Annotated in this window: 21 protein-coding genes; 10 read left to right on the forward strand and 11 right to left on the reverse strand. The window is 68.1% G+C overall.

The genetic code is table 11. The features are described 5' to 3' along the window. Positions 1–14 precede the first annotated feature (14 nt). A complete protein-coding gene (locus tag DJ029_RS02560; protein WP_112320752.1) occupies positions 15–1190 on the forward strand; it encodes an FAD-binding domain-containing protein in 1176 nt (391 codons plus the stop codon). Between the two features lie 9 nt (positions 1191–1199). Here DJ029_RS02560 and bchO read toward each other — a convergent pair whose 3' ends face one another. From bchO to crtA, 4 genes are read right to left on the reverse strand one after another with little or no spacing between them, the layout of a single operon-like run. Then, on the reverse strand, positions 1200–2051 hold the full coding sequence (bchO, locus tag DJ029_RS02565; protein ID WP_112320753.1) for an alpha/beta fold hydrolase BchO: 852 nt from the start codon (positions 2049–2051) through the stop codon (positions 1200–1202). A gap of 2 nt (positions 2052–2053) precedes the next feature. Then, on the reverse strand, positions 2054–3802 hold the full coding sequence (locus tag DJ029_RS02570) for a magnesium chelatase subunit D (protein ID WP_232822937.1): 1749 nt from the start codon (positions 3800–3802) through the stop codon (positions 2054–2056). Beyond that, entirely contained in the window at positions 3799–4818 is a 1020-nt protein-coding gene (bchI, locus tag DJ029_RS02575; protein ID WP_112320754.1) for a magnesium chelatase ATPase subunit I, read from the reverse strand. Before bchI ends, DJ029_RS02570 begins: the two co-directional genes overlap by 4 nt. Before the next feature lie 10 nt (positions 4819–4828). Next, positions 4829–5533, reverse strand: a complete 705-nt coding sequence (gene crtA / locus DJ029_RS02580) for a spheroidene monooxygenase (protein ID WP_232822938.1) — start codon at positions 5531–5533, stop codon at positions 4829–4831. A gap of 155 nt (positions 5534–5688) precedes the next feature. Here crtA and DJ029_RS02585 point away from each other — a divergent pair, with 155 nt between their 5' ends. The 7 genes from DJ029_RS02585 to DJ029_RS02615 all read left to right on the forward strand — a co-directional run bounded on the left by DJ029_RS02585 (position 5689) and on the right by DJ029_RS02615 (position 13636). Beyond that, a complete protein-coding gene (locus DJ029_RS02585) occupies positions 5689–7269 on the forward strand; it encodes a phytoene desaturase (protein WP_112320756.1) in 1581 nt (526 codons plus the stop codon). Beyond that, entirely contained in the window at positions 7266–8315 is a 1050-nt protein-coding gene (gene crtB / locus DJ029_RS02590) for a 15-cis-phytoene synthase (protein ID WP_112320757.1), read from the forward strand. Before DJ029_RS02585 ends, crtB begins: the two co-directional genes overlap by 4 nt. A 52-nt stretch (positions 8316–8367) precedes the next feature. Next, positions 8368–8826 carry a tryptophan-rich sensory protein TspO gene (gene tspO, locus DJ029_RS02595; RefSeq protein WP_112320758.1) on the forward strand — a complete coding sequence of 153 codons (459 nt, stop codon included), beginning with the start codon at positions 8368–8370 and terminating at the stop codon, positions 8824–8826. A 116-nt stretch (positions 8827–8942) separates the two neighbouring features. After that, complete coding sequence (locus DJ029_RS02600; RefSeq protein WP_112320759.1) at positions 8943–9308, forward strand: response regulator transcription factor; 366 nt, start codon at positions 8943–8945, stop codon at positions 9306–9308. Further along, positions 9305–9553 carry a hypothetical protein gene (locus DJ029_RS02605; RefSeq protein ID WP_198671028.1) on the forward strand — a complete coding sequence of 83 codons (249 nt, stop codon included), beginning with the start codon at positions 9305–9307 and terminating at the stop codon, positions 9551–9553. The genes DJ029_RS02600 and DJ029_RS02605 overlap by 4 nt, the downstream gene beginning before the upstream one ends. A 12-nt stretch (positions 9554–9565) precedes the next feature. Next, positions 9566–12265 carry an ATP-binding protein gene (locus tag DJ029_RS02610; RefSeq protein ID WP_112320760.1) on the forward strand — a complete coding sequence of 900 codons (2700 nt, stop codon included), beginning with the start codon at positions 9566–9568 and terminating at the stop codon, positions 12263–12265. 159 nt (positions 12266–12424) lie between these two features. After that, complete coding sequence (locus DJ029_RS02615; RefSeq protein ID WP_308860678.1) at positions 12425–13636, forward strand: SulP family inorganic anion transporter; 1212 nt, start codon at positions 12425–12427, stop codon at positions 13634–13636. Between the two features lie 165 nt (positions 13637–13801). On the opposite strand, the gene DJ029_RS02620 is transcribed toward DJ029_RS02615, so the two are convergent. Then, a complete protein-coding gene (locus DJ029_RS02620) occupies positions 13802–14644 on the reverse strand; it encodes a LysR family transcriptional regulator (RefSeq protein WP_112320762.1) in 843 nt (280 codons plus the stop codon). A gap of 94 nt (positions 14645–14738) precedes the next feature. Here DJ029_RS02620 and DJ029_RS02625 point away from each other — a divergent pair, with 94 nt between their 5' ends. Further along, positions 14739–15770, forward strand: a complete 1032-nt coding sequence (locus DJ029_RS02625; RefSeq protein ID WP_112320763.1) for a permease — start codon at positions 14739–14741, stop codon at positions 15768–15770. A gap of 156 nt (positions 15771–15926) precedes the next feature. Here DJ029_RS02625 and DJ029_RS02630 read toward each other — a convergent pair whose 3' ends face one another. The 6 genes from DJ029_RS02630 to DJ029_RS02655 all read right to left on the reverse strand — a co-directional run bounded on the left by DJ029_RS02630 (position 15927) and on the right by DJ029_RS02655 (position 22773). Further along, the gene (locus DJ029_RS02630) at positions 15927–17111 is read right to left on the reverse strand and encodes an amino acid aminotransferase (RefSeq protein ID WP_112320764.1); all 1185 of its coding nucleotides are present in this window, start codon (positions 17109–17111) and stop codon (positions 15927–15929) included. A gap of 3 nt (positions 17112–17114) precedes the next feature. Next, positions 17115–17687: a GNAT family N-acetyltransferase gene (locus DJ029_RS02635; RefSeq protein ID WP_198671029.1), complete on the reverse strand. Its 573-nt coding sequence runs from the start codon at positions 17685–17687 to the stop codon at positions 17115–17117. A 109-nt stretch (positions 17688–17796) separates the two neighbouring features. Then, positions 17797–18660 (reverse strand): 3-mercaptopyruvate sulfurtransferase, encoded by an 864-nt coding sequence (sseA, locus tag DJ029_RS02640; protein WP_112320765.1) that lies wholly within the window; start codon positions 18658–18660, stop codon positions 17797–17799. Between the two features lie 121 nt (positions 18661–18781). Next, complete coding sequence (gene recQ / locus DJ029_RS02645; protein WP_232822939.1) at positions 18782–20872, reverse strand: DNA helicase RecQ; 2091 nt, start codon at positions 20870–20872, stop codon at positions 18782–18784. 129 nt (positions 20873–21001) lie between these two features. Continuing rightward, positions 21002–21559, reverse strand: a complete 558-nt coding sequence (gene rsmD, locus DJ029_RS02650) for a 16S rRNA (guanine(966)-N(2))-methyltransferase RsmD (protein WP_112320767.1) — start codon at positions 21557–21559, stop codon at positions 21002–21004. Further along, entirely contained in the window at positions 21559–22773 is a 1215-nt protein-coding gene (locus DJ029_RS02655) for an NAD(P)/FAD-dependent oxidoreductase (protein ID WP_112321317.1), read from the reverse strand. The genes rsmD and DJ029_RS02655 overlap by 1 nt, the downstream gene beginning before the upstream one ends. Before the next feature lie 89 nt (positions 22774–22862). Between DJ029_RS02655 and DJ029_RS02660 the strand changes: the two genes are divergently transcribed. Next, positions 22863–23351 carry a peroxiredoxin family protein gene (locus tag DJ029_RS02660; RefSeq protein ID WP_112320768.1) on the forward strand — a complete coding sequence of 163 codons (489 nt, stop codon included), beginning with the start codon at positions 22863–22865 and terminating at the stop codon, positions 23349–23351. Positions 23352–23369 lie beyond the last annotated feature (18 nt).

A 23369-nucleotide genomic window follows, 5' to 3' on the forward strand; every position in this document is an offset into this window, starting at 1 on the left:
TAGCTGTCGGTGCCATGACAAACCTTACAAGATCCGCCGCGCTTGCCCGCGCCACCGCCTTCCAGCCGCGCATGGGCCGCGCCTATGCCGGCACCCGCAATACGGACCTCGGCCCCGGCCAGCGGGACAACGTCAGCGCGCTTTCGCCCCACGTCCGCCGCCGCCTGGTCCTTGAGGAAGAGCTGGTCGCCATGGCCCTTGCCGCCCATGGCCCCGCCGCCAGCGAGAAATTCGTGCAGGAGGTGATCTGGCGAAGCTATTTCAAGGGCTGGCTGGAACACCGCCCCAGCGTCTGGGCCGCCTATCGCGCGGGGCTGGAGCAGGACCGGGCGCGCCTTGAAACCGACGACGCCCTGCGCGCCCGCCATGCGCAGGCCCTGAGCGGGCAAAGCGGCTTCGCCTGCCTTGACGCCTGGGTGGAGGAGCTGCGCGACACCGGCTATCTGCACAACCACGCGCGGATGTGGTTCGCCTCGATCTGGATCTTCTCGCTCGGGCTGCCGTGGCGGCTTGGGGCGGCGTTTTTCCTGCGCCACCTGCTCGACGGGGATCCGGCGTCCAACACGCTCGGCTGGCGGTGGGTCGCGGGGCTTCACACGCCGGGCAAGCATTACGTCGCGCGGGCCGATAACATCGCGCGCCACAGCGGCGGGCGTTTTGCCGAGACCCCCGGACTGGCCCGGAACCCCGCCCCGCTGAAAGGCGAGGCGAACCCCGAACGCACGCCGCTGCGCCAGCCGCGCGCGCCGCAGCCTGGGCGGCCGACGCTTCTGCTCATCACCGAGGAGGATTGCAGCGCCCTGCACCTGCCGAAGGACGATGTGGTGGGTATCGCCACGCTACAATTGTCCGACCTGCGCGGGCCCGACGGGGCTTCGCAGGCGGTGCGCGACGCCGACGCCAGCGCGCTTCGCGACGCGGCCGGGCGGCTTGGCGGCGCGCGCCAGATCGTGACGCCCTTCCTGCCCGTCGGCTGGGTACGCGACTGGATGGACAGCGCCACACCGGTGCTGACGCGCCACGGCTTGCCCCTGACCGAGGTGCAGCGGGACTGGGACGCCGCTTTCTGGCCACTGGCCACGGCGGGGTTCTTCAAGCTGAAAAAGGCGATCCCACGCACGCTTGAGGGGCTCGGCATCGCGCGCACACCGGGGCCGGAAGGCCTGCCCCTGTTCGCCCGGTCCGGCTGAGCGCGCGGCTCAGTCCCCCGCGCCGCCCAGCATCGTCAGGGCGATCTCGCTGAAGCGGGCCGGGTCTTCCTCATGCATCAGGTGGCCGAGGCCGGCGACGCTTTCCAGTGTTGCGGCCGGAAGGCTTTCGATCGCCCGACGTGTCGTCGCGGGGGGCACCGTCGAATCCCGCGCCCCTGTCATCATGCGGCAGGGCATGGCGATGTCCGGCAACGCCTCCAGCAGCGGGCCGAGGTTCCACGCCGACATCATCCGCAGCGTCCCCTCGATATGCGAGGCGCGGCGCATCAGCGTCAGGTAGCAGCGCATCCCCTCGGCATCTATCCGGCTGCCGGTGCTGTCGATCAGTCGCGCCACCGCCGCCGCGCTGGTGGTGCGCGCAACGAACGGGGCCGTCAGCGGGTTCAGCGCCAGCACCCGCGCGAGCGAAGGGAACAGCCAGCCCGCGATCCCCTCGAACGGGGCCAGCGCGGGGTTGAGGCCCAGCAGGCGGGACTGCAACCCCTGCGCGCGGGCCATTTCCAGCGCCAGCGCGCAACCGGCGGAATGGCCGATCACCAGCGCGGGCGTCATTCCGAGCGTGCTCAGAAGCTGCGTCACATCCTCGGCCATGGGGCGCAATCCGACGCGTCCGCGAACCCGTGTCTGCGTGAACCCGTGCCCCGGCAGGTCCATCGCGCAGACACGCGCGCGCCCGGCCAGGCGCGGCAGCATCCCGCGCCAGCTGTGCGTCGCGGCACCCGCGCCATGCAGCAGCAAGACGTCCGGGCCCTGCCCGGCCTGCTGCACGTGCCAGCGGTAGCTGCGGGTTTCCACCATGCGCGACATCTCGGCGTTTGGCCAATCCGGCGGCCAGGCCATGCTCAGGCCGCGCCTTGCGTCGGGTTGAGCGCCGCGCGCAGCGTGCTCGACAGGGCCTGCGCATCGACGCGCGGCATCGGCAGGTAGAGCGCGCCCAGCGCCGAGGCCATGTCCTTCGCGGCCTGTTGCGGGCGCGGCGCGGTGTCGATCAGCAGGGCGGCGATCCCGGCAAAGCGGATGGCGCGGGCGGTCGCCACCGCCTCCTCCTGCGCGGCGGCGCGGCCCGGGGCGCCATCGCGGCTGACATTGGCGCGCCCGTCGGTCATCACCGCCAGGTGCGGCGTCTGCCCCCGGCGGCGGACCTGGTCGGCCAGTTGCAGCGCCGCGCCCAGTCCCGCGGACAGCGGCGTGCCGCCCCCCCCCGGCAGGCCGGACAGGCGGCGCTTGGCCTGAACGAGGCTGCGGGTCGGCGGCAGAAGCAGCTCCGCCCCGGTGCCGCGAAAGGCGATCAGCGCCACCTGTTCGCGCCGCACGTAAGCCTCGGCCAGCATCAGCTCGATCGCGCCCTTGGTTTCCGCCAGCCGGGTCATCGCGGCGGAGCCGGAGGCGTCTACGACGAAGATCACCACCTTTTCCCGCTTCTGCTTGTACTGGCGCACGCGGAAATCCTCTGGCGTGACCAGAACTCGGTCCTCCACCCCCGCCATCTTGCGGCGCAGCGGTTGCCAGGGGGCGGCGGTGCGCAGGGTCGCCACAAGGTCCAGCCGCGCGCCACTGCGCGGATCGCCGCGCCGTGTGCCGGCGGGGCGGCCGCGCGCGCTGCCCTTCTGGTCCTCGCCCGCACCAGCGGCGTTGGCGCCCGAGCGCCGCGCAAGCGCGCCGCGCGCGGCGAGTTGCGCCAGCATGTCGGGCGGGATCGCGGCGCGGGCGGCGGCAAGCAACAGGTCCTCGGGGGGGGTGGTGTCCTCCCGCGTGGGGGGCTCGGCGGCATCCTCGGGCGGGGGCGTGTCGTCTGGCGGGGGCGATCGTTCAGGGTCGACCGGATCTTCCTCCTGGTCCGGCAACCGGGTGGCGCGCGGGGCGAGGACAAGGGCCGTGGCCAGCTCCGCATCCTCCTGCGCGGCACTTTCGTGGCCGCGCAGCGCCGCGACGGCCCGGGTGGCGGCCAGCGCCAGCAGCGCCGCGCGGGCGGAGCCGATGCCAAGGCGCGCCGCCGCCGCCACCAGCGCTTCGCCCAGCGCGTCGGGTACCGAGACGTCCGGCAGCCGCGCCATGGCCCCGGCGATATCCTCCGCCGTGAAGGCGGACAGCGGCGCGGCGCTGTCCCTTTGGGCGCGCGCCTCAGGGGTGACATAAAACGCCAGCCGGTCCAGCAGGGCGCGGGGGGGCGCGGGTTCATCCTCCGTCGCTTCGTTCAGCGCGATCACGGCAAAGCCCGCGCCCTTGTCCCACGCCTGCCCGAGCCGGGCCGCGATGCCGGGGGCCAGACGCTCGGCCATCGGCACGACCAGCGTGCCGGTGCCCACCTCCTCCACCAGGCCGGAGGCGATGACCGGGCGCCCGGAGGCAAGCGTCGCCGCCAAGTCGAGCCCGCCGAACAGGCGATCCTCGCCCGCGCCGACGGGCACGCGGGCGTGGCCGCGCGTGCCCAAGGCAAGGGCCGCCGCCAGCCAGTTTTCCCGGAGTGGGCCGGCGCGTGAGGTCAGGCAGATGCCCCCAAGGCCGGGATCCACCGCCAGCAGCGCCGCCGCCCAATCCTCTGCCGGAATCCGGGGCCAGTTCCTGGGCGGGATCGGGGCCGGGGCAGTCACTCGGGCAGCACCTGCTCGACGACCCGCGCAACCCGCGTGGTCGAGCCCGCCTCATCCAGCGGATCGCGGCGCAAACGGTGGCGCAGGGCCAGCGCGGCGACGGCGCGCAGATCCTCGAGCGTCACCTCCCCGTGACCGGCGAAGGCGGCGCGCGCACGGGCGGCGCGCATCAGCGTCAACTCGCCCCGCAACCCGTCCGCGCCCAGCGCGATGCACAGCTCGGCGGTCTTTTCGAGCACCGCGTCCGGCGTCTCGACCGTGTCGATCAGCGCGCGCGCGGCGATGATCTTCTTGCGGTGGCGGGTGTCGGCGGCGCGCCACTTCTTCATGAAGGCGGCCGTGTCCCGCTCATAGGCGTCGCGGCGGCGGATCACCTCGATCCGCTCCTTGATATTGTCGGGCGAGGCGACCTCCACCGACAGGCCGAAACGGTCCAGAAGTTGGGGGCGCAGCTCGCCCTCCTCGGGGTTTCCGGAGCCGACGATCACGAACTTCGCCGGGTGGCGCACAGACAGCCCCTCACGCTCGACCACGTTTTCGCCGCTGGCGGCCACGTCCAGCAGCAGGTCGACCAGGTGATCCTCCAGCAGGTTCACCTCGTCTATGTAGAGGAACCCCCGGTGCGCACGCGCCAGCAGCCCCGGCTCGAAGGCCTTTTCGCCCCGGGTCAGCGCGCGTTCAAGGTCCAGCGCGCCGACGACTCGATCCTCCGTCGCACCGAGGGGCAGGTCGATCACCGGGGTCGCGCGCGTCTCTTCCCGTTCCGGGGGGTGTTGCTGGCAATGGGGGCAGGCGGGGTTCGGCGCATCGAACCGGCAGTTGTAGGGGCAGCCCCGCACCGCCGCGATCTGGGGCAGCAGCGCGGCGAGCGAGCGGACCGCCGTGGACTTTCCGGTGCCACGGTCGCCAAAGACCAGCACGCCGCCGATCGTCGGATCGATCGCGGTCAGGGTCAGCGCCTGTTTCATCTCTTCCTGGCCCACGATGGCCGAGAAGGGAAATGCCTGTGACGTCATGGGAAGTTCCTTATTCCGCCGCGATCGCCGGACCCGACAGGTCCAGCGCGCGGCCATTCCAACAGCCTGAGGCCTCGACCAGCGCGAAGCGCGCGTAAAGTTCCTCGGCGAACCAGTCGCCATCGCGCACCGCGCGGATGGCGCGGGCGTGGGGGCCGTTGGCGCGGGCGAATTGCGCCATCGCGCCAAGGTCCGGCCAGATCGAGAAGGTCATCTGGTGCAGCCAGGGCACTTCCCCCACGCCGATCTTGAACAGAACGTTGGGATCGCTGCCAATGGCGGCCGAGATGTCGGGCACCCGCCTCCAGAATTGCGCCAGCCGCGTCGGGCGCACCGTCGCGCGGGTCAGCGCCACCACGGGGCCAGCGCACCGCTCCGGCCCGGTCGCAGGGCGGAACGGAGCCTGCCCCGACCACGCCCCCCACACGCTTTGGGTTTCAAGGTGCAGCACCATCTGCTCATCGGCGCGCGCACGATAGCGCGCCAGCACCGGCAGGCTGGCCAGCGCCCGGCGCGCGGTGGCCAGATCGTCCCAGACCAGCAGTAGCGCGACCGCCCCGGTGTCGGGCTTGGGGGTGAACCCCTCGCCCGTGCCGGCTCCCATCAGCTTGAAGAAACGCAGCTCCGGACAGGCCGCCAGGGGCCTGCGCGCCGCGCCCATCTGGGCAAACGCCCAGAGCTTGTTCGCGATCCCTGAGAATCGGAAGAACATCATTGTGACAACCTGAGTTGACAGGTTATCCGGGTCTTCCGCCCTGTTGAAAGCACGTCTCATCTGGCTCATGTCCCCAGTCTGGCACCAAAATTGCGTTCCGAAAAGGGGAAGAACAGCGGATTGTAAATTAAAATGGACACTGCTACCGTCGTAGGATGCAGACAGACGCAGCCTCCGCCACGATGTCGCCCGGCGGCCCTACGGGTCGCGCGCGGGCCGTTGTCGTCGGTGCGGGGCTGGGCGGGCTTGCGGCGGCGATGCGGCTGGGCGCGAAGGGCTACGCCGTCACCGTCGTGGACCGGCTGGACCGGCCCGGCGGGCGCGGCTCGTCGCTGACGCGCGACGGGCACCGCTTCGACCTTGGCCCGACGATCATCACCGTCCCGCAGGTGTTCGAGTCGCTCTGGGCCGCCTGCGGGCGCGACTTCCACACCGATATCGACCTGCGCGCCCTCGACCCGTTCTACGAAATCCGCTGGCCCGACGGCAGCCGCCTGCAAGCGTCGGGCGATACGCAGCGCATGGTGGAGGAGGTTCGCCGCCTCAGCCCCGGCGATGTTTCGGGCTACCTCGCGTTCCTGAAAGACAGCCACAAGCGCTATGTCGTCGGCTTCGAGGGCATGGTGAACATCCCCATGCACCGTGCGTGGGAGACGATAAAGGTGCTGCCGATGTTCGCCTGGCTGAGGGCGGACCGCTCGATCCTCGGCCTCGCCCGGCGGCGGGTGAAGGACGAGCGTTTGCGCATGGCGCTGTCGTTCCACCCGCTGTTCATTGGCGGGGACCCGATGAACGTCACCTCGATCTACGCGCTGGTCAGCTACCTGGAAAAGCGGTTCGGCGTGCATTACGCGGTGGGCGGCGTGCAGGCCATCGCCGACTCCATGGCCCGGATCGTGACCGAGCAGGGCGGCACCGTCCAGCTGGGCACGGAGGCGGACGAGATCCTGATCTCGGACGGCCGCGCCACGGGCGTGCGCCTGGCCAACGGCACGCTGCTGGAGGCCAACATCGTCGTGTCCAACGCCGATGCGGGGCACACCTATACCCGGCTGCTGCGTAACCACCCGAAGCGCCGCTGGAAGCCCGCGAAGCTCAAACGCCGGTCGTGGTCCATGGGGCTGTTCGTCTGGTACTTCGGCACCAGGGGTACGCGCGGGGACTGGGGTGACGTTGGCCATCACACGATCCTGTCGGGGCCCCGCTACGAAGGGCTGCTGAAGGACATCTTCATCAAGGGCAAGCTGGCCGATGACATGAGCCTTTATGTCCACCGCCCCTCCGTCACAGACCCCGGCGTCGCGCCGGAAGGGGACGACACCTTCTACGTGCTGTCGCCCGTGCCGCACTTGGGCCATGCCGACCCCGTTGACTGGGCCACCATGCGCGACAGCTACAAGGAAAAAGTCACCGCCGCCCTGCAAGACCTGATCCCCGGCTTTCAGGACCGGATCACGGCGGAGGAGATTCTGACCCCGGCGGACTTCGAGACGCGCTACCTCAGCCCCTTCGGTGCGGGCTTTTCCATCGAGCCGCGCATCCTGCAAAGCGCCTGGTTCCGCCCCCACAACGTGAGCGAGGAGGCGCGCGGCCTGTACCTCGCCGGGGCGGGCACGCATCCCGGCGCGGGGGTGCCCGGCGTCCTGTCCTCGGCCGAGGTGCTGGCGAAGATGATCCCCGATGCGCCCGCCGCCGCGAACGCCCCGCCCCATGACTACCTGGAGGCCGCCGAATGAGCCCGCTCGACGATCTGGACGCCTGCCGGGTGGCGATCCGGCACGGCTCGAAATCCTTTCACGCCGCCTCGCTTCTGCTGCCCGCGAAGGTGCGCGACCCCGCGCTTGCGCTCTATGCCTTCTGCCGGCTGGCCGACGACGCCGTGGACCTGGTGGACGAGAAATCCGCCGCAGTCCTGCGCCTGCGCGCGCGGCTGGACGCGGCCTATGCCGGCACCCCGGTGGATACGGCGGCGGACCGGGCCTTCGCGCGGATGGTGGCCGATCACGACATGCCCCGCGCCCTGCCCGACGCCCTGCTCGAAGGCTTCGCCTGGGACGCGATGGACCGCCGCTACGACACGATCGAGGATGTGCGCGCCTATTCCGCCCGCGTCGCCTCGGCCGTAGGGGCGATGATGACGGTGCTGATGGGCGTGCGCGACGCCAATGCACTGGCCCGCGCCTGCGACCTCGGCGTCGCGATGCAGCTGACCAACATCGCCCGAGACGTGGGCGAGGACGCGCGCGAGGGCCGCCTTTACCTGCCGATGCACTGGATGCGCGAGGCGGGGCTGGACCCGGACAGCTTCCTGGCCGATCCGCGTCCCTCGCGCCCGCTGGCGCAGGTGATCCACCGCCTTCTTGCGGAAGCCCAGCGCCTGTACTACCGGGCCGAGGCGGGCGTCGCCGCCCTGCCCCGCGGCTGCCGCCCGGCGATCTTTGCCGCGCGCCTGATCTATGCCGCGATCGGGGCCGAGGTGCGGCGCAACGAGTATGACAGCATCAATCACCGCGCCCACACCTCCACCGCGCGCAAACTGCGCCTCGTGGGGCGGGCATATGCGGCGACGGGTGTGACGCTTCTGATGCCCCGCTCGGCGGTGCTGCACGCCCCGGCCCTGCCCGAAACCGCCTTCCTCGTGAACGCCGCCCGGCGCGAGCCGGTGCGCAACCCCGCGCTGGCCGAGATGGAGCGCAAGCTGACCGGCGTCGTCGATATCTTCGCCGAGCTTGAGGCGCGCGAACGTGCGCTGCGCGGATCGGGGCGGCAAACGGCAAGTTGACTCCGCACCGCGCGGGGCCCATCTGAGCACAGGCACCAAAGGAATATGCGCAATGGACTGGATCACCCTCGCCGGCCTCAGCCTGGCCGTGATGGGCGCGGCCTCCACCGGGGCGATGTTTTCGCCCGGTGAATGGTACGAAACGCTGGAGAAACCAGCCTGGACCCCGCCGAAATGGCTGTTCCCGCTGGCGTGGACCGCGCTTTACATCGCCATGGCCTGGGCCGCCTACCGCGTCGCGCAGGCCCCGTTGGAGCTGGCGGCCCCGGCGCTGGCCTTCTGGGCGGCGCAGATCGTGCTGAACGCGGTCTGGTCGCCGGTCTTCTTCGGGCTGAGACGCCTTGGCGCGGCGCTCGTCGTGCTGTGCCTCATGTGGGTCGCAGTGGTGATGACGACCGTGCTCGCCTTCCGGGCCGACACGCTGGCGGGCCTACTGCTTGCCCCCTATGTCGTCTGGGTGAGTTACGCCGGTGCGCTCAACGCCGTGATCTGGCGTAACAATCCCGCCTGAGCCCGCCTGCGCGGGGGCGGTCAAAAGCCGTGACACCCGCCGATAAAAACCGCTATGCTGCCGCGAACAACAAGGTCCGAACGGACCGAAAAACCGTCTCCGGGGAGGGGATAACGATGCAGCAACGGGTGTTGATCGTCGAGGACGAGCCCAACATCGCCGATGCCCTGCGGTTCCTGCTGGTTCACGAGGGGTTCGATGTAACCGTCGAAACCGACGGCGGCCGCGCGATCGCCCGGATGCAGGCGGTGTCGCCCCATGTGGTGGTGCTTGACGTGATGCTGCCCAACCGCTCGGGCTTCGATATCCTGCGCGACATCCGCAGCACGGACGCCGGCCGCCTGCCGGTGCTGATGCTGACCGCCAAGGGCCAGGCGCAGGACAAGCGCACCGCCGAGGAACTGGGTGTCACCGCCTTCATGACGAAACCCTTCTCCAACGCCGAGGTCGTCGCGACCGTGCGCCGCCTTGCCGAGGCATGACGCGCGACCCCGCAGACCTTGCAGAGCGCGCGCTGCAACGCCGCAAGCACGAGGACGGCGCCATCGCGACGCCCCTTGCCGGGTGCCTGCTGCTGGCGTCGCCGCTGCTGAACATCTTTTCGGGCGATGCGACCATATTCGGCATCCCCGTGGCCTTCGTCTATGTCTTCACGGTCTGGGCGGGGCTGATTATCGTCACCCGCGCACTGGCGCGGCGCCTGAGCAGTAGGCAGACCCGGCCGTAGGAGGGGAGCGCGATGCTGGCCATCAACATTCTGCTCGTGGTCTGCGTCGCCTACACGATGATGCTGTTCGCCATCGCCTTCTTGGCGGAACGGCGCGCGGCTATGGGCGCACACGGCTGGATCCACTCGCCCATCGTCTACACGCTGTCTCTGTCGGTCTATTGCACGGGCTGGACATTCTACGGCGCCGTCGGCTCGGCGGCGCGCAACGGGCTTGAGTACGTGACGATCTACCTTGGCCCGTCGCTGGTCATGTTCGGCTGGTGGCTGCTGCTGCGCAAGATGGTGCGGATCGGGCGCACGCAGCGGATCACCTCCATCGCGGACCTGCTGTCCTCACGTTATGGCAAGAGCAACACGCTGGGCGTCGTCGTCACCCTGCTGGCGGTGATCGCGACCACCCCCTATGTCGCGCTGCAACTGCAATCGCTGAGCCTGTCGTTCCAGGCACTGACGACGGCCGACGGCGGCTCAGGCATCAGCTCGGCGCAGATCGGGCTGACCTTCGCCATCGGGCTGGCGGCCTTCGCGATCCTGTTCGGCACCCGCTCCATCGATGCGAACGAGCGGCACTTCGGCGTCGTATCGGCCATCGCGGTGGAAGCGGTGATCAAGCTGATCGCTCTGCTTGCCGTCGGCGTCTTTGTCGTCTTCGGCATGACCGGCGGCCCCGCCACCATGGCCGAGAACCTGCCAGCCGTCACCGGCAGCGGAGAGCCCATCTTCGGCCCTCGCTGGGTGACGCTGACCTTCCTGTCGGCCACGGCGCTGATCTGCCTGCCCCGCATGTTCCAGGTGCTGGTGGTGGAAAACGCGGACGAGCGCCATCTGGCTACCGCCGCCTGGGCGTTTCCGACCTACCTTCTGCTGATCTCGCTGTTCATCCTGCCCATCGCCGCCGCCGGGCGCGGGCTGCTGCCCGAGGGGTCGAACCCGGATCTTTACGTCCTGACCGTGCCGCTGTCACAGGGGCAGACGGGGCTGACGCTGCTGTCGTTCCTTGGCGGCTTTTCGGCGGCGACGTCGATGGTGATCGTGTCCACCATCGCGCTGTCCACGATGATCTCCAACCATATCGTGATGCCGATCTGGCTGGCCTCGGACCGCAGCCGGACAGAGATCAGCGGCGATGTACGCTCCGTCGTGCTGACGGCGCGGCGGGTGTCGATCCTGGGGGTGCTGGGGCTTGGCTACCTGTATTTCCTGCTGTCGGGCGGGTCGGCGGCGCTGGCCTCCATCGGGCTGATCGCCTTCGCGGGGATCGCGCAGGTGTTGCCCAGCCTGATCGGCGGCGTCTACTGGCGCGGGGCCACGCGGGCGGGGGCGCTGACCGGGGTCTGCCTTGGCTTCACGGTCTGGGCCTACACGCTGTTCCTTCCCAGCTTCGACGGGGCGGTGCTGCTGTCCGCCCAAACGATCACCAACGGCCCCTTCGGCCTGACCCTGCTGCGCCCGCAGCAACTGTTCGGCCTGGCGATAGAGGACCCGCTGGTGCATTCGATGTTCTGGAGCATGACGCTGAACGTCACCGGCTTCGTCGGCGTTTCACTCGTCACGCGCGCCAGCCCGCTGGAGCGGATCCAGGCGGCGCAGTTCGTCGATACCTTCCGCTACGCCGAGCGGGGGCCGGGCGCGCCGGTCCTGTCCCGCTCCGCTACGTCCGAGGATCTGTTCACCCTTGCGCAACGCATCCTCGGCACGGAAACCGCGCACCAGCTGTTCACGCAGGCCGCGCGGCTGCAAAGCAAACCCACCGGCCTGCCAGAGGTGGACGGCGCGCTCATCACCATGGTGGAACGGGAACTCGCCGGGTCCGTCGGCGCATCCTCGGCCCATGCGATGGTCAGCCAGATCACCGGCGGGGGGCAGATCTCGGTCGATGAGCTGATCCGCATGGCGGACGAGACGGCGCAGATCGTCGAATATTCGCAAGAGCTTGAGCGCCAGTCGAACGAACTGGCCGCCACCGCCGCCGAACTCCGCTCAGCCAACGCGCGCCTGACCGAGGTGGGCGCCCAGCGCGACGCCTTCCTCAGCCAGGTGAGCCACGAGCTGCGCACGCCCATGACCTCGATCCGGTCCTTCGCGGAAATCCTGCGCGAGAAGCCCGACCTGGCGCAGGAGGACGTCAGCCGCTTCGTCGGCATCATCCAAGAGGAAAGCCAGCGCCTGACCCGCCTGCTGGACGAGATCCTGGACCTGAGCTTCCTGGAAAGCGGACGCATCCGCCTGAACCTGTCCGAGGTGCGCCTGGCCGACGTCGTCAACGTCGCGCTGACTGCGACCGAGGGGCTGCGCACCAGCGGCAAGACCGTCATCAAGCTTGAGGAAAAGAGCCTCGACACCGTCGTCGCGGCGGACTTCGACCGGCTGGCGCAGGTGCTGATCAACCTGGTCACCAACGCGATCAAGTACGGCCCCGACACCGGCGGAGAGATCCGGATTTCCGCCCTCGCCTCCAAGCACCACGTCACGCTGGACGTGGCCGACAACGGCCCCGGGATTCCGGCGCATCAACGCAAGAACGTGTTCGAGAAGTTCACCCGCCTGGGCGAGGTCACGCTGGCCGGAAGCGCCGGGCTGGGCCTGCCCATCAGCCGGGAAATCATGCGCAACATCGGCGGCGATCTTGAGCTGGTGCCAGACGCGCCGGGGGCCACGTTCCGCCTGACCATGCTGCGCAAGCTTCCCCGGTCAGCGGCGGCGGAATAAGGGGAACCTGGATGTCGACCCAGTGGGCCTGACGGACGAAGACGGTCGTCACGAACAATTCCATTTATCCGATATGACATTCGGCTGGCGGCATTCTAACGTCCGCATATGAAGCCCAAGATTCTCACAACCTTGCCCGGATATACGCGAGCCCTGTTCATGCAGGACGCGATTGCGGGGGTGACGGTGGCCATGGTCGCCTTGCCCCTGAGCATCGCCATCGCCATCGCGTCGGGGGCCGAGCCAGCGAAGGGACTTGTGACAGCTATCGTCGCCGGTTTCCTGGTCTCACTGCTTGGCGGGAGCCGGGTCCAGATCGGGGGACCGACAGGCGCCTTCATCGTTGTGGTCTTTGGCGTTGTCACCCAGCACGGCTACGATGGGCTGGTCATTGCTACGTTCCTGGCGGGTCTGATCCTGCTCGTGGGGGGATACTTTCGCGCCGGGAATCTCATTCGCCTGATCCCCGAGCCAGTCATCAACGGGTTTACCATCGGTATTGCCGTCATCATTGCGACAAGCCAACTCGATAGTCTTCTGGGTTTGACGGTAGCAGGGGTTCCTGCCGAGTTTCTTGCCAAGCTGGACGTGCTCTGGTCAGCCCGCGCAACATTTTCCCCGGCATCCGCCTTCATTGGCCTTTTAACGATGGTTCTTATCGTTCTTTTCCGCCGCGCAGCGCCAAGATTGCCCGGGCTGATTGTCGCCGTCGCCATCACATCCGCCATCGTCGCGATCGCTGGCCTGCCGGTCGAGACGATCTGGTCACGCTTCGGCGCGCTCCCCAGCACGCTGCCATGGCCGGAATTGCCGGATGTCAGCGTCTCGCGGATCGTGGCGTTACTGCCCTCGGCCATCGTCATCGCGTTTCTGGCAGGCGTAGAATCCCTGCTGTCCGCGATGGTGGCGGACCGCATGATTTCGGGCCAGCACCGCCCGAACGCCGAACTGTTGGCGCAAGGGGCGGCGAACATCGGATCGTCGCTCTTTGGCGGCATGCCAGCGACGGGAGCTATCGCCAGAACCGCGACCAACATCCGGGCCGGAGGCAAGACGCCGGTCGCAGGCCTTGTCCATGCAATCACCGTTCTCGTCGTGATGTTGCTGGCTTCGGGATTGGTCGGTTTCATGGCCATGCCAGCGTTGGCCGGTCTCCTTATCCTGACGGCTTGGAATATGAGCGAGCCGCACAAGTGGCGCATCTACCTGGCGGAACGAAGGTCCGACGTGTTTCTTCTGCTCCTGACGATGATCCTGACGGTTCTCGCCGATCTGACAATCGCGATCGGTGTTGGCGTCGCCATCGGCCTTGCACTTCGTCTGCAACGCCGCAATGTCCCCGCCTCCGACTGGTCCGAACCTGAACGCTAGACGGTCCGAAGGGCGGGCTTGGGGCCCTGAAGCTGACCTTCTTGGACCATGCGGCATCAAGAAGAATGGGCTGATGCCAGGACACTCTCTCAATCCCCCACCGAACGACACTCGCCACCCCAAAAGCAAAGGAGGCGCGCCCGCAGGCGCACCCCCTTTGGCAGCTCACGTCGCGAATGCCTTTAGGATCGCCTCGGACATCGCATCACATATGGGGCCATTGGCTCCGCTTGCCTTTTGTAAGACCAGGTATGTCGGGTAGCGTGACTTGATGTTTGCCAAGGGGCGCAGGCCCTCCACATCCTCCGACGCGCTTAGCAGGCCAGCCGCGATCCCGGCTTGCACGGCGGCGCGAACGCCAGTTGTGCTCTCGCTCGTGAATACGACCTGATATGCGCGACCGATATCATCCAGACCGGACATGGCAAGGTCGCGCCACCAACAATCGCGATCAAAGACCGCGACAGGCAGGACCTCGGATTCGGCGACCGCGCTTTCCAGGCGGTACATCCAGACCAGATGATCTTTCTTGAGAACCATGTCGTCCTTGCCCGGCTCGGGCACTTCGTGAACCGCGAGATCGAGCCGCCCCGACTCGAGCGCCGCCGCAAATCCGGCGCCCAGGGCACAGTGAACCTCCAGTTCAACTTCGGGATGCATGGCAGCGAAGGATGATATGATGTTTGCCAGTTCGGACCGGCTGTGATCGTCGGGTATTCCGATCCTCAGTTTGCCTTTGAGGCCCCCGCCGCGAAGCTCTGAAAGTGTCGTATCGAGCGACTGGACGACATTCCTGGCCACCGGGCGCAGCTTCTCTCCCGCAAGGGTCAGCGAAATGCCCCGGCCATGACGGCGAAACAGCGGCTGTCCGACTACGTCTTCCATCTGCCTGATCTGAAGGCTCGCGGCAGATTGGGACCGACCGATACGCTCTGCCCCACCGGTTATGCTTCCGGCCTCCAGAATGGCGAGGAAGGTGCGCAGGTGATCACTGTTGAGATGCGCCATGGCATTTGATTTTCGAATGACTGAATCTCAAACTACTCGATTCTCATATGGCTGTCGAGACAGTAGCCTCTCCTCCCAAAGACAGGGGATCGCCATGTCAGTTTCAGAAATCATCCAGTACGCCCGACCGGGTGCGAAGCATGTCTATATCTTGCTGGCTGCAACAATGATCGCGCTGACCTTCTGGCGCCCCGGTTTTGCCCTGGAGACGGCGTGGTTCGTCATCCTCGGAATGATCCACGTCGCACCGCTCGTTGTTCCGGGCATCCTGCTCGCGGCCTGGATCACGGCAAGCGGCGCGAGCGACCAGGTGGCGGCGGTATTTCATGGCCGTAGGGTGCAATCCGTCATCGGAGCCACTGTCGTGGGTGCATTGCTTCCGGTCTGCGGCGTGACGGTTCTGCCGCTCATGGCAGGTCTTCTGGCCGCACGGGTTCCACTGGTCCCCGTCATGGCGTTCTGGCTCGCCTCGCCCATCACGGGACCGGCAATGCTGTCCGCGACAGTTGCGACCTTGGGATGGGAGTTCGCAATCGGCAAGGCGCTGGCAGCCATCGGGCTGGGTTTGTTTGGCGGTGCCATGACTGCACTGGTCGCAGGCTGCGATTGGGTCGCCTCTCCACTCCGCTCGAACCGGATCGTCGGATCGCTTGGGGGGCAATGCGGCGGATACGCTGAGGAAAGGGCTGGGTTTGATCCGCGCATCTGGCGCGATCCGGCCCGCCGCGCCGGGTTTGTTCGGGAAAGCTGGTCGATCACACGCCTGATCCTGCTGGTTCTCATACCCGCATTTGCGGCGGAGTACCTTTTGAACGCTTGGTTGGAGCCGAATGCCGTCGCCGCCTATATGGGCCGAAACAGTGCCTTTGCCGTTCCCCTGGCTGTTGTCATCGGCGGCCCGGCCTACATTGACGGATATGCGGCACTCCCGCTGACACGTGTTCTTCTGGAACACGGCATGTCGGCTGGCGCGGCCATGGCCTTTCTGGTTTCCGGCGGCGTTGTCAGCATCTGGGGCGCGATGGCGATCTTCCCGGTGCTGAAGCTGAAACCCTTCCTGCTTTATCTTGCATTGGCGCTCGTGGGGTCGATGGTTTCGGGATGGGTGTTCGGCGCGTTCTACTGAGCCAGGGCACGTGGGTAATCGCCGCGTCCTGACGAACTCGCAAAGGGGGCTCACACCGGACGGGCACTCTTCCAATCCCCCACAGAACCACCACCCCCAAACGCAAAGGGGGCGCGCCCACCGGCACGCCCCCTTCAGCATTTCTGATCGGGCAACTTACTCCGACGTCGAGACGATAGCCCGGGCCAGCCCCTCCAGCCCCTCATCCGGCAGGCCTGCGATGTTCACGCGGCTGTCGCCGACCATGTAGATCCCGGCCTGGTCGCGCAGGCGCAGCACCTGCTCGCCCGGCAGGCCCAGGCGGCTGAACATGCCGCGATGCTCGGCCACGAAGTCGAAGTCGTTGCCGTTGGTTTCGCGGCGCAGCGCCTCGGCCAGGCCGGTGCGCAGTTGCAGCATGCGCTGGCGCATCTCTTCCAGCTCGGCCTGCCAGTCGGCCTTCAGCTCGGGGTCGCTCAGGATGATTTCCACCACCTTCGCGCCGTGATCCGGCGGGAAGGAGAAGTTCAGCCGGTTGATCGAGGCCATCACACCCTTGGTCACATCCGCCGTTTCCGTGTCGGCGCAGATCACGAAGGCGACGCCGACGCGGTCGCGGTACAGGCCGAAGTTCTTGGAGCAGCTGGCCGCGATCAGCATCTGGGGTACGCGGCCTACCATCTTGCGCACGGCGGCGGCATCCGCCTCAAGCCCGTCGCCGAAGCCCTGGTAGGCGAAGTCGATGAAGGGCATCGCCTGCTTTTCCAGCAGCAGGTCGGTCACGCGGTCCCACTGCTCGGGCGACAGGTTCGCGCCGGTGGGGTTGTGGCAGCAGCCGTGCAGGATGACGACGTCATCCGCCGCGACCTCGGCCAGGTCCTGCATCATGCCGTCAAAATCCACGCCGCGCGTCGCGTCGTCGAAATAGCGGTAGGTGCGCGCGCCCAGGCCCATGTGCTTGACCATCGCGGGGTGGTTTGGCCAGGTCGGGTCGGAATACCAGACGGTCGCGCCCGGCTTGGCCATCTTGACCAGTTCCAGAAGCTGGTGGATCGCCCCGGTGCCGCCCGGCGTGGCCGCGCCGACGATCCGGCCCTCGGGGGCGGCGTCGCCCAGCACCAGGTCCTGCATCGCGTCCAGGTAGCCCTGATCGCCCAGAAGCGCGACGTAGGACTTGCTTTCCTGCTGCTCGACCAGGCGCGCCTCGGCCGCCTTGACGGCGCGCATCACCGGGGTCCTGCCCTCAGCATCCTTGTAGACACCGACCCCGAGATCCAGCTTCTCCGCGCGCGGGTCTGCGCGGAACATGCCGATCATCTCGATGATCTTGTCTGGCGGCTGCTGTGTCAGGTTCTGCAACATGGCTTAGGTGTCCTCTGTATGGCTTGGCATGTCCCGGTCCCGGGACAAAACACGAGAGATTTCGGCCTGCCCCACCGGGGTAAAGCCCGCTTTCTGATATAGGCCCAGCGCACGGGGATGGTCCAGCGTGCACGTCTCCAGCTTGACGGTTTTGGTGCCCGGAATGTCCCAGGCGGCGTGGATCGCCGTCTTCAGCAGCCAATCCCCAAGGCCGAGGCCGATCGCCTCGGGCACCAGCCCGAGGTAGCCGAGCTCGACCGCCCCGTTCTGCCGTGCGTCCAGCAGGAAGAAACCGGCGGGCCAGCCGGCCCGCATCAGCGTGTAAAGGGTGACTTTCGGGTCCTGTACGTAGGCGCGCAGCTCTTCGGGGTCGGTGGCAAACTTGTCCGTCCACTCCCACGGGCCGCCGACGGCGCTGTAGAGGTTGAGGAAGTACCACACCGGCGGCTTCTCGGCGGCGAGCAGGACCGTTGGCGGCCCGTTCGGCAGGCTCGGCCGGTCAAAGCCGGGGCGGCGGGTCATTTCGAGATAGGTGATCGTGACCGGCACGCGCGTGCCTGCGGGAACCATCGTCATGTCTCAGCCCATCCTGTCTTGTTGCGCCCCGGTTGCGCGCCCGCCGGACACGGGCGGCCCACTGCAAGCCCCGAGGGTCCGGGGCGGGGCGTGTTGCGGGACACGGCCGTCAGCTCCGCGCCGGGCCCGTCTCGATCTGAAGGTCGGGATACTTGCCCCACTCGCTCCAGGATCCGTCGTAGAGCGCGTGGCGGGGATGGTCGAGCCGCTCCAGCGCCAGGCTCAGGATCGCCGCCGTCACGCCCGACCCGCAGGAGGTGATGACCGGCCGCGACAGGTCCACGCCCGCCGCTTCGAAGGCGGCGCGCAGGGCATCCACGTCCTTCATGGTGCCGTTGGGCTTCAGCAGGTCCTTGTAATGGACGTTGCGCGCCCCGGGGATGTGGCCGGCGCGCAGGCCGGGGCGCGCCTCGGCCTCTTCCCCGGCGAACCGCGCGGGCGAGCGGGCGTCGACGATCTGCCACTCCTCCAGCTTGGCGGCCTGGGCCACTTGCGTGACGTCCTTGACCAGGCCCGCGTCCCGGCGCGCGGTGAAATGGCGGTCGCGCAGCACCGGCAGCTCATCCTCCACCGGGCGACCCTCGGCCCGCCACTTGGGCAGGCCGCCATCCAGCACGGCGACGTCGCGCTTGCCGAACAGGCGGAACAGCCACCACACGCGGGCGGCGGAAAACAGGCCAGCGCCGTCATAGATCACCACGCGGTGCCCGTCGCCGATGCCCATGGCGCGCATACGCGATATGAACTTCTCCACCGGCGGGGCCATGTGGGGCAGCTCGGACTTGGCGTCGCTGATGTCGTCGATGTCGAAGAACCGCGCGCCGGGGATATGCGCCTCTTCATACTCGCGGCGGGCGTCGCGGCCTTCGGAGGGCAGGTACCAGCTTGCGTCCAGGACACGCAGGTCAGGCGCGCCGAGGTGACGTTCAAGCCAATCGGTGGAAACCAGGAGCTGCGGATCGGACTGGGACATTTTGCAAGCTTTCACACAGTGGCGGCGGGTGCTTCGGGGATAGCTTTGGCAAGGCTTTATTGCAAGTTCGCAGGGGATGCCGCCGCAAGGGCGCGGGCCCCGCGGGCGCGGATGGCCTGTCTCAGGACTCCGCCTCAGCGTGCAGCACCTCGAGGAAGGCCGCGCCGAAACGCTCGGTCTTGCGCGGGCCCATGCCCTGCACCGCGTCCAGCGCCTCAAGCGTGTCGGGGCGCAGGGCCGCGATCTTGGCCAGCGTGGCGCGGGTGCACGACAGGTAGACGTCCAGCCCGGATTCGCCCCGCGCGAGGCGCACCATCTCGCCCTCCAGCGCGTCGAAAAGCCCGGCTTCCGAGCGCCCGGCGATCTTGCGCCGCGCGGGGTGGACCTCGGCCGTCGCCTCGCCGGTGATCACCTCCAGGAATTCCGCGCCGTAGCGCTCCAGCTTCTTGTCCCCGATGCCCGAGATGCCGCGCATCTGGTCCAGCGTTTCGGGCCGCCGGGCCGCCATTTCCATCAACGTGCGGTCCGGGAAGATCACGTAGGCGGGCACTTTCTGCGCCTCGGCCAATGCGCGGCGCTTGCCTTTGAGAAGGGCGAACAGGGGCGCATCCTCTTCCGGCACCAGCGATTTCGCCTGCGGTGCGCCCGCGCCCCCGGCGGCTTTCAGGCGGTCCATGCGCAGCGTGACCGAAGCTTCGCCGCGCAGCAGGGGGCGCGCCGCCTCCGTCATCACCAGCGCGCCATGGCGCGCGGCATCGGGCCGCAGCAGGTCCAGCCCCAGGAGCTGGCGGAAGATCACCTGCCACTCGGCCTTGGACCAGCGCTTGCCGACGCCGAACGTGGGCAGGCTGTCATGGCCGCGCGTCTTGACCTTGTCGCTGGCCGTGCCGCGCAGGATGTCGATCAGGTGCATCATGCCGAAGCTTTGTCCCGTGCGCAGCACCGCCGAGAACGCCATCTGCGCGGCTTCCGTCCCGTCGAAGGTCTCGGGCTTGTCGCGGCAGTTGTCGCAGTTGCCGCAGTCGCCTTCGGGCGTCTCCCCGAAATAGCCGAGCAGCGCCTTGCGCCGACACCATGGCGTTTCCGCCAGGCCCAGCAGCGTGTTGAGGCGGCCATGGTCCGCCGCCTTGCGCTCCGGCGGGGCGAGCCCCTCGTCGATCTGCGCGCGGCGCAGGCGCACGTCATCGGCCCCGAACAGGGTCAGCGTTTCCGCCGGGGCGCCGTCGCGCCCGGCGCGGCCGATTTCCTGGTAATAGGACTCGATCGACTTCGGCAGGTCGGCGTGCATCACGTAGCGGATGTCGGGCTTGTCGATCCCCATTCCGAAGGCCACCGTGGCGCAGACCACCAGCCCATCCTCACGCTGGAACCGGGTTTCCGCCCAGCGCCGGTCGTCCGCGTCCATCCCCGCGTGATAGGCCAGCGCGGCGTGCCCCGCGTCGCTCAGCGCGTTGGCCAGCGTCTCGGTCCGGGCGCGTGAGCTGCAATAGACGATCCCGGACAGGCCGCGCCGCGCGGCAACATAGTCCAGCACCTGCTCACGCGGCTTCTGCTTGGGCAGGAAGGCCAGGTTCAGGTTGGGCCGGTCGAACCCGTGCAGGAACACCGCCGGGGGTTTCGGGAACAGGCGGGCGGCGATTTCCTCGCGCGTTTCCGGGTCCGCCGTGGCGGTGAAGGCGGCCAGCTGGCAGCCCAGCCGCGCGCGCAGCTTTCCGATTTCCAGGTAATCGGGCCGGAAGTCGTGGCCCCACTGGCTGACGCAATGCGCCTCGTCCACGGCGATGAGCGTCGGCTTGATGCGCGCCAGAAGCGCTGCCGTTCCCGCGCGGGCCAGGCGCTCGGGCGCCATGTAGAGCAACTTCAGCTGGCCCGCGTCGATCCCCTCGAAGATCGCCTCGCTTTCCTCCGCATCCGTGGCCGAGGTCAGCGCCCCCGCCACGACGCCCGCCTCGCGCAGCGCGCGCACCTGGTCGCGCATCAGCGCAATCAGCGGAGAGATGACTACCGTCACCCCCTCGCGCAACAGCGCTGGCAGCTGGAAGCACAGCGACTTGCCACCGCCCGTGGGCATGATCGCCAGCACGTCCTGCCCGCTGGCCACCGCTTCCACGATCTCGGCCTGGCCGGGACGGAAGCCGGAAAAGCCGAAGACGGAGGACAGCAGCGCTTCGGGCGTCGCGACGGGTTTATCCATGGCCGGGGGCGTACTCATCTGTTGCATCCGGCCATGACGCCCGGACTGGTTTCACGAAACTCTCGGCCTTCTGGTATCAAGCCCGGCGCGGGGTGAACAGCACCTTGACCCGGAATTCCGGGTGGATGCCCCGGATGGCGGTGCGTGTCACCCGGCGGTCAGGATGTGCACCGTCGTGTCGCCATAGCGGCGGCTGTCGCGCAGCATCACGCCCTCGGGCGGGGCGATGTCGGTCCCCTCTTCCCAGACGATCAGCGCGCCGGGGGCAATCCAGCCCCCCTGAAGCGCGGCACTCAGGGCCTTTTCGCCCAGCCCCTTGCCATAGGGCGGGTCGAGGAAGACCAGCCCGTAAGGCTTGCCCTGCACCTCGCCCAGGCGGGTGGCGTCGCGGCGGAAGATCTTGACCTGCCCCGTCACGCCCAGCTTGTCAGCGTTTTCGCGGATCAGCGCGCGCGCCTTCAGCCCGGCGTCCACGAACAGCACCGGCCCCGCGCCCCGGCTGAGTGCCTCGAACCCCAGCGCGCCGGTGCCCGCGAACAGGTCCAGCACGCGCGCACCTTCCAGCGGGGGGTAGTCGCCATGGGCCAGCAGGTTGAACAGGCTTTCGCGCACGCGATCCGTCGTCGGGCGCAGGTGCGCGCCCTCGTCACCCTTGCCCACGCTGGCCAGCGCCGTGCCGCGATGCCGTCCGCCAATGATCCGCATCACTCTGCCGCCATGGTTTTCAGGTCCGCATCCGGGTCGGCGATGCGGACCGGGTCGGGGGATACCTGCGCCTCGATCCAGCGTTTGCCGAGCATATAGGCGCGCGGTTCGTTCATCGCGTCCACCGCCAGCAGCCGGTCGCCCTTGAAATACCAGACGGATTGCGCCCCCTCCCGCGTGCCGGGGCGCACAACGACGCGGTCATACCCGGCGTTCAGCCCGGCGATCTGCAATTTCACGTCGTACTGGTCCGACCAGAACCAGGGTTTCGCCGTGTAGCCCACCGCGTGACCCAGCATCGCGCCCGCCACCACCTCGGCCTGGTCGATGGCGTTGGGCACGCTTTCCAGCCGGATGCGCGTGTCGCGATAGGGAAAGGACGTACAATCCCCCGCGGCGAAGATCTTCGGGTCCGAGGTGCGGCCATGGGCGTCCACCTTTATGCCGTTCTCGATCACCAGGCCCGCCGCTTCGGCCAGCCAGGTCTCGGGCTGGATGCCAACGCCGACAATCGCGAAATCGATGTCGAGGGTGGTGCCGTCGGTCAGCTCTGCGCCGCTGACGCGCCCGTCGCCGGTCAACCGCTCCAGCCCGATTCCCTCACGGATATCGACACCATGGGCGGCGTGTAGCGCGCGGAAGTAATCCGCCGTTTGCTCTGCCGCGACACGGTTCAGGATCCGCTCGGCCATTTCGATCAGCGTGACCTTCAGCCCCTTCGCAGCCGCCACGGCCGCGGCCTCCAGCCCGATATAGCCGCCGCCGACGATCAGCACGTGCCGCCCTTCCCGGAACTCCGGCGTCATAGCGTCGACATCCGCAAGGTTGCGCACCGTGAAGACGCCCGACAGGTTCCCGCCCGCCGCATCCGGCAAATGCCGGGGCCGCGAGCCGGTGGTCAGCGCCAGCTGGTCGTAGGCCAGGTCGGTACCGTCTTCGAGGTGCACCTCCTGCTTGGCCCTGTTGATCCCGGTAACGCGCTGGCCCAGCCTCAGCGTGATGTCGTTTTCCCCGTAGAAAGACAGCGGACGCAGGTACAGCCGCTCGACCGCCATTTCGCCCAGCAGGTACTTCTTGGACAGGGGCGGGCGTTGGTAAGGGGGCTGATCCTCTGCCCCGACCAGCGTCAGCGCGCCCTCATAGCCCTGCGCGCGCAGCTTCTCGACCAGGGTTGCCCCCGCCTGCCCCGCGCCGATCACCACGATACCAGCCATGCCCGTCATTTCCCCCGTGTCCTTTTACCGACTTCCCCCTATATGGCGAACACGAGTACGGCGCGATACTGAAAACGAGGATATTGCTGATGCCCCTTTCCCCCGGAGACACCCTGCCCGATGTCAATTTCGTCACCAAGACAGGGGCCGATCCCGACGTGCTGAACAGTATCGAATTGCTCGGCAAGGGCCGCGCCGTCCTGTTCGGGATGCCCGGCGCTTTCACCAGCACCTGTTCGTCCGTGCATGTGCCCAGCATCCTGCCCGCGATGGACGCGATCCGCGCCAAGGGGGTCGATACGGTCGCCATCGTGTCCGTGAACGACCCCTTCACGATGGAGGCCTGGGGCCGCCAGAACGGCGCGCTGGACGCCGGCATCCTGTTGCTGGCCGACCCGGAGGCGAAGTTTTCCGAAGCTATGGGCACCTTCACCGTGCCCGAGCGGGGGCTGATCAACCGCTCGATCCGCTATGTCATGACGACGAAGGACGGCGAGGTCGACGCCGTGCAGATCGAGACCGGCCGCGGCACTTGCGAACTGACCGGCGGCGCGGCGGCACTGGATCTGCTGGGCTAGGCCCGGACCGCGCGGCGG

It is taken from the genome of Oceanibium sediminis (genome assembly GCF_003265325.1).
Taxonomy (GTDB): domain Bacteria; phylum Pseudomonadota; class Alphaproteobacteria; order Rhodobacterales; family Rhodobacteraceae; genus Halovulum; species Halovulum sediminis.

What these genes read in the sequence shown, in the direction of transcription:
- crtA (WP_232822938.1), bottom strand. Translation starts at nt 5,533, where the DNA reads ATGATGTTCTTCCGATTCTCAGGGATCGCGAACAAGCTCTGGGCGTTT.
- DJ029_RS02585 (WP_112320756.1), top strand. Translation starts at nt 5,689, where the DNA reads ATGCAGACAGACGCAGCCTCCGCCACGATGTCGCCCGGCGGCCCTACG.
- DJ029_RS02630 (WP_112320764.1), bottom strand. Translation starts at nt 17,111, where the DNA reads ATGTTGCAGAACCTGACACAGCAGCCGCCAGACAAGATCATCGAGATG.
- DJ029_RS02635 (WP_198671029.1), bottom strand. Translation starts at nt 17,687, where the DNA reads ATGACGATGGTTCCCGCAGGCACGCGCGTGCCGGTCACGATCACCTAT.
- recQ (WP_232822939.1), bottom strand. Translation starts at nt 20,872, where the DNA reads ATGAGTACGCCCCCGGCCATGGATAAACCCGTCGCGACGCCCGAAGCG.
- DJ029_RS02610 (WP_112320760.1), top strand. Translation starts at nt 9,566, where the DNA reads ATGCTGGCCATCAACATTCTGCTCGTGGTCTGCGTCGCCTACACGATG.
- DJ029_RS02600 (WP_112320759.1), top strand. Translation starts at nt 8,943, where the DNA reads ATGCAGCAACGGGTGTTGATCGTCGAGGACGAGCCCAACATCGCCGAT.
- DJ029_RS02615 (WP_308860678.1), top strand. Translation starts at nt 12,425, where the DNA reads ATGCAGGACGCGATTGCGGGGGTGACGGTGGCCATGGTCGCCTTGCCC.
- crtB (WP_112320757.1), top strand. Translation starts at nt 7,266, where the DNA reads ATGAGCCCGCTCGACGATCTGGACGCCTGCCGGGTGGCGATCCGGCAC.
- sseA (WP_112320765.1), bottom strand. Translation starts at nt 18,660, where the DNA reads ATGTCCCAGTCCGATCCGCAGCTCCTGGTTTCCACCGATTGGCTTGAA.
- DJ029_RS02655 (WP_112321317.1), bottom strand. Translation starts at nt 22,773, where the DNA reads ATGGCTGGTATCGTGGTGATCGGCGCGGGGCAGGCGGGGGCAACCCTG.
- DJ029_RS02605 (WP_198671028.1), top strand. Translation starts at nt 9,305, where the DNA reads ATGACGCGCGACCCCGCAGACCTTGCAGAGCGCGCGCTGCAACGCCGC.
- bchO (WP_112320753.1), bottom strand. Translation starts at nt 2,051, where the DNA reads ATGGCCTGGCCGCCGGATTGGCCAAACGCCGAGATGTCGCGCATGGTG.
- DJ029_RS02625 (WP_112320763.1), top strand. Translation starts at nt 14,739, where the DNA reads ATGTCAGTTTCAGAAATCATCCAGTACGCCCGACCGGGTGCGAAGCAT.
- rsmD (WP_112320767.1), bottom strand. Translation starts at nt 21,559, where the DNA reads ATGCGGATCATTGGCGGACGGCATCGCGGCACGGCGCTGGCCAGCGTG.
- DJ029_RS02620 (WP_112320762.1), bottom strand. Translation starts at nt 14,644, where the DNA reads ATGGCGCATCTCAACAGTGATCACCTGCGCACCTTCCTCGCCATTCTG.
- DJ029_RS02660 (WP_112320768.1), top strand. Translation starts at nt 22,863, where the DNA reads ATGCCCCTTTCCCCCGGAGACACCCTGCCCGATGTCAATTTCGTCACC.
- DJ029_RS02560 (WP_112320752.1), top strand. Translation starts at nt 15, where the DNA reads ATGACAAACCTTACAAGATCCGCCGCGCTTGCCCGCGCCACCGCCTTC.
- tspO (WP_112320758.1), top strand. Translation starts at nt 8,368, where the DNA reads ATGGACTGGATCACCCTCGCCGGCCTCAGCCTGGCCGTGATGGGCGCG.
- bchI (WP_112320754.1), bottom strand. Translation starts at nt 4,818, where the DNA reads ATGACGTCACAGGCATTTCCCTTCTCGGCCATCGTGGGCCAGGAAGAG.